General features: G+C 76.1%; 5 protein-coding genes and 1 pseudogene. 2 read left to right on the forward strand and 4 right to left on the reverse strand.

Translation table 11 applies throughout. The features are described 5' to 3' along the window. A partial coding sequence (locus ACFUEL_RS31230) for a BTAD domain-containing putative transcriptional regulator (RefSeq protein ID WP_380240174.1) occupies positions 1-3,668 on the reverse strand: 3,668 nt, incomplete at its 3' end. 129 nt (positions 3,669-3,797) lie between these two features. Here ACFUEL_RS31230 and ACFUEL_RS31235 point away from each other — a divergent pair. Continuing rightward, positions 3,798-4,169: a hypothetical protein gene (locus tag ACFUEL_RS31235; RefSeq protein WP_380240176.1), complete on the forward strand. Its 372-nt coding sequence runs from the start codon at positions 3,798-3,800 to the stop codon at positions 4,167-4,169. A gap of 144 nt (positions 4,170-4,313) precedes the next feature. Here ACFUEL_RS31235 and ACFUEL_RS31240 read toward each other — a convergent pair whose 3' ends face one another. Next, entirely contained in the window at positions 4,314-4,763 is a 450-nt protein-coding gene (locus ACFUEL_RS31240) for a group III truncated hemoglobin (RefSeq protein WP_380240178.1), read from the reverse strand. A 170-nt stretch (positions 4,764-4,933) separates the two neighbouring features. On the opposite strand from ACFUEL_RS31240, the gene ACFUEL_RS31245 reads away from it, so the two are divergent. Further along, complete coding sequence (locus ACFUEL_RS31245; RefSeq protein WP_380240180.1) at positions 4,934-5,923, forward strand: aldo/keto reductase; 990 nt, start codon at positions 4,934-4,936, stop codon at positions 5,921-5,923. A 68-nt stretch (positions 5,924-5,991) separates the two neighbouring features. On the opposite strand, the gene ACFUEL_RS31250 is transcribed toward ACFUEL_RS31245, so the two are convergent. Together ACFUEL_RS31250 and ACFUEL_RS31255 are read right to left on the reverse strand one after the other, a co-directional pair. After that, positions 5,992-7,062 carry an LLM class flavin-dependent oxidoreductase gene (locus ACFUEL_RS31250; protein ID WP_380240182.1) on the reverse strand — a complete coding sequence of 357 codons (1,071 nt, stop codon included), beginning with the start codon at positions 7,060-7,062 and terminating at the stop codon, positions 5,992-5,994. 5 nt (positions 7,063-7,067) lie between these two features. Next, positions 7,068-7,355: pseudogene (locus tag ACFUEL_RS31255) on the reverse strand (sulfonate ABC transporter substrate-binding protein); the annotation flags it as partial.

The raw sequence follows: 7,355 nt of genomic DNA on the forward strand, positions 1-7,355 counted from the left end.
GGAACGGGGACGGATCCGGGGCCGGGGCCGAGGCCGACCAGGGCGGTGACGGCCTCGGCCTCCCAGCCGGGGGCCTCCCAGCGGCGGGCGACCTCGGCGGCCCGCCGGAAGTACTCGGCGGCCTCGGCGGTGCGGCCGAGGTGGCGGGCGAGTTCGCCGAGGGTGAGGGCTACCGGGCGGATCGCAATCGAGGTGGACGCCGCACCGGCCACCAGGTGCGCCAGCGGACGCATCCGGTCCAGCAGTCCGGCGGCCTCCTCCCGCTCGTCCAGGGCGATCACCAGGTCCGCGCGCAGCTGCAGGAACAGCGAGCGGAAGTAGTCGGCCTGGACGCCCTGGCGCTCGCCCCGGGCCCGCCGGACCTCCTCCGGGGCGTGCCCGGCGGCGAGCATGGCGAGCGCGGTCACGTCGGTGATCAGCGGGCCGTACTGGGCCTGGTGCTCCAGGATCAGCGGCAGCGTCTCGGCGAGGCGGCCCCGCCGGTGCGCGATCACGATCCGGATCAGCGCCCCCAGCCCGGCCGCGTGCAGCGAACCGCGCTCGCGCAGACCGGCCAGGGCCTGCTCGTACAGGGCGGCCGCCTCGTCCGGGCGGCCCGCGGCGAACTCCAGCATGCCGCGCTGGAACAGCGCCACGTCGACGAACTCGGCCAGCCCGTAGCGGTGCGCGATCTCCTCGCCGACCGCCATGTGGCGGCGCAGCGCGGGCAGGTCGCCGCGCACGGCGGCGGCGGTGGCGGCCAGGTGCTCGGCGTGCCAGCGGTAGGCGGGCAGGTCGTGCTCGGCGGCGAGCGCGGCGAGTTCGGCGGCCAGGGCGGCCCGGACGTCGGGCGCCAGCTCGTGGTCGCAGGAGCGGGCCCGGGCGGTGAGCGCGAGGCAGAGCAGCCGCGGGTCTCCCTCGGCGCGGGCGATCTCCAGGGCCTCCTGCCCGGCGGCGACCGAATCGGCCGAGCCCGCGCAGTCGAGTTCCTGGGTGAGCGCGTCGAGCAGCCGGCAGCGGGTGGCGGGCGGCAGGTCGGTGCGGCGCAGCAGCCGGGTGAGCTGGTCGACGGCCTCCCGGTCGAGCGCGCCGTACGGGTGGGTGATCCACGGGGTGGGTTCGGTCCAGGCCGTCCAGGCGGCGATCAGGAGTTCCTCCCGGCCGCTCTCCCGGGCGACCTCGAGCGCGCGGGCCTTGGTGCGGGTGGCGGCAGTGACCTGTCCGGCCCGGACCTGGGCGCGCAGCAGGGCGCCGAGCAGCTCGATCCGGCGGGCGGGCCGGTCCTCGCCGGGCCGTTCGGCGGCGCGCTCCAGGTTGTCGACGGCCTGCCGGAACAGGTTGACGGCGCTGGTGTGGGCGTACCGGCGCCCGGCGGCCTCGGCGGCGCGCACGCAGTGGTCGACCGCGAGGGCGGCCGTGGCGGCGGTCGCGGCATGCGTGAAGTGGTGGGCCAGCGCGGCGAGTTCGCCGGGGCGCAGCTCGTGCAGGGCGTGGCCGATCCGGCCGTGCAGCCGGGCCCGGCGCAGGCCGCCGAGGTCGGCGTACAGGGTGTCGCGGACCAGCACGTGGGCGAACCGGACGGTGCCGGGCCGGGGTTCGAGCAGCAGGCCGCCCGCGACGGCCGCTTCGACGGCCTCGGTGGCGGTGTCCTCGTCCTGCTCCCCCGCCCGCAGCAGCAGGTCGACGTCACTCTCCCGGCCCGCGACGGCGGCCAGCCGCAGCAGGTCGACGGCCGGGGCGGGCAGCCGCTCGAAGCGGCGGCGCAGCACGTCCCGGACGCCCTGCGGCACCTGCCGCAGCGCGGTCGACTCGTCCTCCAGGGCCAGGAGTTGGGCGCTCTCGGCCAGGTAGAACGGGTTCCCGCCGGTGCGTTCGGCCAGCGCCCGGACGGTCTCCGGGCGGACGGGGGCGGCGCACACCGCCTCGATCAGCCGCCCGGCATCGGACTCGGCCAGACCGCCGAGCGGCACCCGCACCGGCGAGCGGCGGGCCAACTTGGCCAGCACGTCCGCGAGTTCACCCTCACCGGGGCGCAGCGCGGCCACCACCAGCAGACCGCCGCCGGGGGCGGCCGGGTCGGCGGCCAACTCGCCGAGCAGCTCCCTGGTCTCCGGGTCGGCCGCGTGCAGGTCGTCCAGCAGGACGGCGAGCGGCACCGCCCCGGCGGCGGCGTGCAGGTGGGCGACGACCGCGCGGTGCAGCCGGAACCGCCCCGAGAGCGGGTCCTGGCGGCCGGTCGGGTCCGGGCCGGCGAGCAGCGGGGCCAGCAGCGGATCCGCGGCGGTGGACGGCTCGTACCGGGCGAGCTCGCGCAGCACCTCCGTCCACGCCCAGGCGGCGGGGGCGCCCTCGCTCTCCGGGCACCGGCCGGTCACCACCCGCCAGCCCTCATCGGCCAGTTGCTCCCGCAACCGCCCCAGCACGGTCGACTTCCCGGCCCCCGCCTCACCACCGACCAGCGCGAACCCGACCCCGCCCCGCGCCCGCCCGGCCGCGCCCAGCAGCGCCGCCAACTCGTCCTCCCGCCCCACGAACACCTGCGGCCGCCCGGCACCCGGACGAACGGCGGGGGCAGGGACGGGGATGGGGGCAGGGACGGGGATGGGGGCGGGGGCTTGGAGGGTGTGGAGTCGGGCTTGGGCTCGGGGTCGGGCTTGGGCTCGGACGGCGCCCGGGAAGCCGGGCCCGGCCGCCCAGGCAGCTCGGGAGGCGTCACCGCCGGGCTCCGGCGCACCCTGGACGGGCAGCGCAGCAGCCGCGACCCCGGCCACGCCCGCCGACGCAACGGCTCCCCCCGGCCCGGTCGCGCCTCCTGGGGTGCTGTCGACTACGGCGGGCGACATCACGGCTCCGCCGCACCCGGCGACTCCGGTCCCGGCTCCCGCGGGGCCCGTCGCTCCTCCGGTCGGCCCGGCCGGCTGTCGTGGCGGGGTGTGCCGGAGGGCCAGTTCCTCGGTGCGCTGGTGCAGGATCGCGGATTCGACGGCGGTGAGCAACGGGCCGGGGTCGAGGCCGAGTTCGGCGGCGAAGTAGGTGCGGGCGCGGCGGACGGCGGCGAGCGCCTCGGCCTGGCGGCCGCCGTGCCAGAGGGCGAGGGCGAGCAGCCGCCAGGACTCCTCGCGCAGCGGGTGGTCCTCGACCAGGGCGGCGGCGTCCTGCGCGGCGGCGCGGGCCCGTCCGGCGACGAGGTCGGCCTCGACCGCGGATTCCCGTGCGGTGGTGCGCAGTTCCACCAGTCGGGCGATCTCGGGGACGGCCCAGGCCCGGTCGGCGAACTCGCCGTACGCGGGTCCCTGCCACAGTCCGAGCGCCCGCCGCAGCCGCGCCGCGCCGTCCGGGTGCGGGCGGTTGGGGTCGCCGAGCAGGTCCTCGAACTCCTGGGCGTCGGTGCGCACGCCGCGCAGCGCGTAGCCGCCCGCCTCGCTGACCAGCAGGCGGGGCTCCTGACGGGGGCCGCGTTCGGGTTCGAGCAGGCGGCGCAGGTTGGAGACGTACGCCTGGAGGGAGCCGGCGGCCTTGGCGGGCGGGCGGCCCTCCCACAGGTCGTCGATCAGCCGGTCGGCGGGGACGGCCGTCCCTCGGGCGACCAGCAGTTGGGCGAGCACGCCGCGCTGGCGCGGGCCTCCCAACCGGGTGGCGGCCCCCGCCACTTGCGCCGTCAGTGTCCCGAGCACAGTGATCCGCACCATCGTGGGTCGAGCCTATGCGATGCCCCCGCGCGACCGGTGCCGACCTGCGTTCCAAGTGGGCTCCAAGCGGGCTCCAAGCGGGCCGCAAAGCGTTGGACGCACCGGGCGGGGCGCTGTCAGCCTGGCTCCATGGGAACCTACGTGTCGATCCGCGGATGGGTGGACTGCTGCGAGGACGGGCAGGTGCGGCTGCTCCGGGAGATCGCCGCGGCCGAACGGGCCGGGGAGCGCGGCTACCGGGGCGGGTGGACCTTCCCGGCCGAACAGCCGATGTGGGACGACGTGGCGTTCTTCGCCGCCCACGGGCGCACCGGGTACGAGGAGTCGGTCCGCGAGATGCTGCGGCGGGTCGCGGCCCTCCCGGCGGTCGACGAGGACGACCGGGTGCGCGGCGTGTTCCGGGTGCACCACGAGGTGGACGGCGCGGCGGAGTGGCAGCTGCGCGACGGCGGGCTGCGGTGCGTACCGGCCCCGCCGGGGCACGACTACCTGGACGCGTAGCCGGGCTCGGGGGCGTCCGGAAAAGTCGTGGCGACCCGGCCCCGGCCGGCACCCCGTCCTCCGGCAGCGCGCCTCTGAGGACCGGGCGTGGCGCCGGGCGTGGCGCCGGGCGTGGCGCCGATTGCGGCGCCGGGCGCGGCGGGCTCAGACCGTGGCGCTGCCGGAGGCCAGCCGGACGGCGCTGAGCGGGACGAAGCCGCCGCTGCCGCCGCCGGTGTCGCCCTCGCCGAGGCGGCGCAGCATGGCGACGGCGATCCGCTGGGACTGGGCCTTGGCGCGTTCGGTGACGGGCCCGGCGTGGCGGCCGTCGAGGGTGGCGCGCCAGAGCTGGACCCAGCGGCCGAAGTGGGCGGCGGTGAGCGGGGCGGCGGCGTGCAGGGCGGCGTGCGGGGCGAGCGCGTTGCCGCGGTAGGAGGCGGTGCGCAGCAGGGCGCTCTCCCAGAAGTCGGTGATCCGGGGGAGGTGGGCCTCCAGGTCGAGGTGGGCGATCTCGGTGAAGTACGGGCCGATCAGCGGATCGGCGAAGGCGGCGCGGTAGAAGAGCCGGAGGGCCCGTTCCAGGTCGGCCCGGCTGGTGATGTCCGGCAGTGTCACGGTGGTGGCCCTCCTCGTGCTGTCGCGTCGTGCTGTCACGTCGTGCCGTCGCGTTCCCGCTGTCGCGCTCCGTGTCCGCGCGGTTCCCGCCCGTCCAGGCTACGCCGGGGCGGTGTCCGGAGGCAGGGCCGTTGGTCCCGTCGGGGTCCTCAGCTGGCAGGATGCTGGTCATGAGCTTCCTCCCCGCAGAAGACCGCTACACCTCGATGTCCTTCCGCCGCGCCGGGCGCAGCGGCGTGCAGCTGCCCGCCGTCTCGCTCGGCCTGTGGCACAACTTCGGAGACTCCCAGCCGCTGGAGGTGCAGCGCGCGGTGCTGCGCCGGGCCTTCGACCGGGGGGTGACGCACTTCGACCTGGCGAACAACTACGGCCCGCCGTACGGCAGCGCGGAGCGCAACTTCGGCTACCTGTTCGCGCAGGACTTCCGCCCGTTCCGGGACGAGCTGTTCATCGCCTCGAAGGCGGGCTGGGACATGTGGCCGGGCCCGTACGGGGACGGCGGCAGCCGCAAGTACCTGCTGGCCAGCCTGGACCAGTCGCTGGACCGGATGGGCCTGGACTACGTCGACGTCTTCTACTCGCACCGGTGGGACCCTTCCACCCCGCTGGAGGAGACCATGGGGGCGCTGGACACGGCGGTGCGCTCGGGCCGGGCGCTGTACGCGGCGATCTCCAACTACCCGGCGGAGCAGCACCGGGAGGCGGTGGCGATCCTGCGCGAGCTGGGCACGCCGTGCCTGCTGAACCAGGCCAGCTACTCGATCCTGAACCGGGAGCCGGAGCAGGGCCTGCTGGACGCGGTGGGCGAGACGCAGACCGCGCTGATCGCCTACTCGCCGCTGGCGCAGGGCCTGTTGACCGACCGCTACCTGTCGGGTGACGTCCCGGCGGGTTCGCGGATGTCGGTGGGCCACTTCCTGAAGGAGGAGGCGCTGACGGGGACGAAGCTGGACCAGCTGCGGGCGCTGGCGAAGGTCGCGGAGGGCCGCGGGCAGAGCCTGGCGCAGCTGGCGCTGTCCTGGGTGCTGCGGGACGAGCGGGTGGTGTCGGTGATCATCGGCGCGTCGAGCGTCAAGCAGCTGGACCAGAACCTGGACGCGCTGGCGGCCGGCCCGCTGAGCGCCGAGGAGCTGGCGGAGATCGACCGGCTGAGCAGGTAGTGCGGTGAACGGGCGGGCGGCCGGGGAGGGTTCGGCCGCCCGCCGGTTCGTTCCGGGGACGTCCGGGTTCAGGGGTGCAGCTTCGGCAGGACGGTCTCGGCGACCCGGTACGCCTCCTCCAGCAGCGGGTTGCCGGAGAGGATGAAGGTGTCCACGCCCAACTCCTGGAACTCCCGCAGTCGTTCGACGACCTGTTCGGTGGAGCCGACCACGGCGGTGCCGGGGCCGGGGCGGAACAGGCTCATCCCGGGCCACAGGTTGGGGTGCTCCTCCAGCTCCCGGGCGCGGGCCGGGACGCGGCCGCCGTGCTGGCGGAACTGGCGCTGCCAGCCGACGCCGTCCTCGCCGGCCCGGCCGCCGAGTTGGCGGGCGTAGGTGGCCTGGCTGGTGACGTCGAGCAGCCGGTCGGCGGCGGCCCACGCCTGCTCCTCGGTGTCGCGGACGATCAGGTGCAGGCGCAGGCCGAGCCGCAGGGTGCGGCCGTGGGCGGCGGCGCGTTCGCGGACGCGTTCCAGCTTCTCCTTGAGCAGGTGCGGGGGTTCGCCCCAGGTGAGGTAGACGTCGACGTGTTCGGCGGCGACCTCGATGCCCGCCGGGGAGGAGCCGCCGAACCAGAGCGGGATGTGGCCCTCGCGCAGCGGCGGCAGGTCGCGCAGCGAGGCGCCGGCGTCCTTCAGCTGGTAGAACTCGCCTTCGTGGTCGAAGACTTCGCCGCTGGTGAGGCGCTTGACCAGGCTCCAGTACTCGGCGGAGAGCCGGTAGCGGTCGTCGTGCCCGACGTGCAGGCCGTACTCGCGCAGCTGGCCGGTGGAGCCGTTGACCACGTTGAAGCGGAGCCGGCCGGGGCCGTGCAGGTGCTCGAAGGAGAGCGCCATCTTGGCCAGCAGGGTGGGCGAGACCAGGCCGGGGTGGACGGCCAGCAGGGGCTGGAAGCCGGGGCCGGTGGCGGCGGCCAGCGCGGAGCCGAGCGTCCACACGTCGTACTGGTCGGTGGCGAGCAGGGCCCCGGTGTAGCCGAGGCGTTCGACGGTGGCGGCGAGGTGCTGGAGGTAGCCGAGGTCGACCGGGCGGCGGCCTTCGGGCTCCCACGGGTAGTGGCCCTCGCGGGGGATCAGGTACCAGAGGACTTCGGTGGCCATGGTGCTCAGGCTTCCTTCGCGGCGCGGGAGACGGCGGCGGCGACGGGCTGCTCCAGCTCGGGCAGGTGGGCGTCGGCGACGGTGACGGCGCGGTCGATGAAGCCGACGCCGTGGAAGATGTCGGCGGCTTCCTGCTGCTCGGCGACGAACTCGGCGGTGGCGGGCTCCAGTTGCCAGGGCAGGGCGGCCAGCGCGGTGTGCCAGTCGGCGGCCTCGCCGCCCTGGTCCTCGGCGGCGATGGCAGCGGCCTCGGCCGGGTGGGCGGCGGCCCAGTGGTCGGCGCGCTGCAGGGC

The sequence above is a fragment of the Kitasatospora sp. NPDC057198 genome (assembly GCF_042670125.1).
Lineage (GTDB): Bacteria > Actinomycetota > Actinomycetes > Streptomycetales > Streptomycetaceae > Kitasatospora.

What these genes read in the sequence shown, in the direction of transcription:
- ACFUEL_RS31235 (WP_380240176.1), top strand. Translation starts at nt 3,798, where the DNA reads ATGGGAACCTACGTGTCGATCCGCGGATGGGTGGACTGCTGCGAGGAC.
- ACFUEL_RS31245 (WP_380240180.1), top strand. Translation starts at nt 4,934, where the DNA reads ATGAGCTTCCTCCCCGCAGAAGACCGCTACACCTCGATGTCCTTCCGC.
- ACFUEL_RS31250 (WP_380240182.1), bottom strand. Translation starts at nt 7,062, where the DNA reads ATGGCCACCGAAGTCCTCTGGTACCTGATCCCCCGCGAGGGCCACTAC.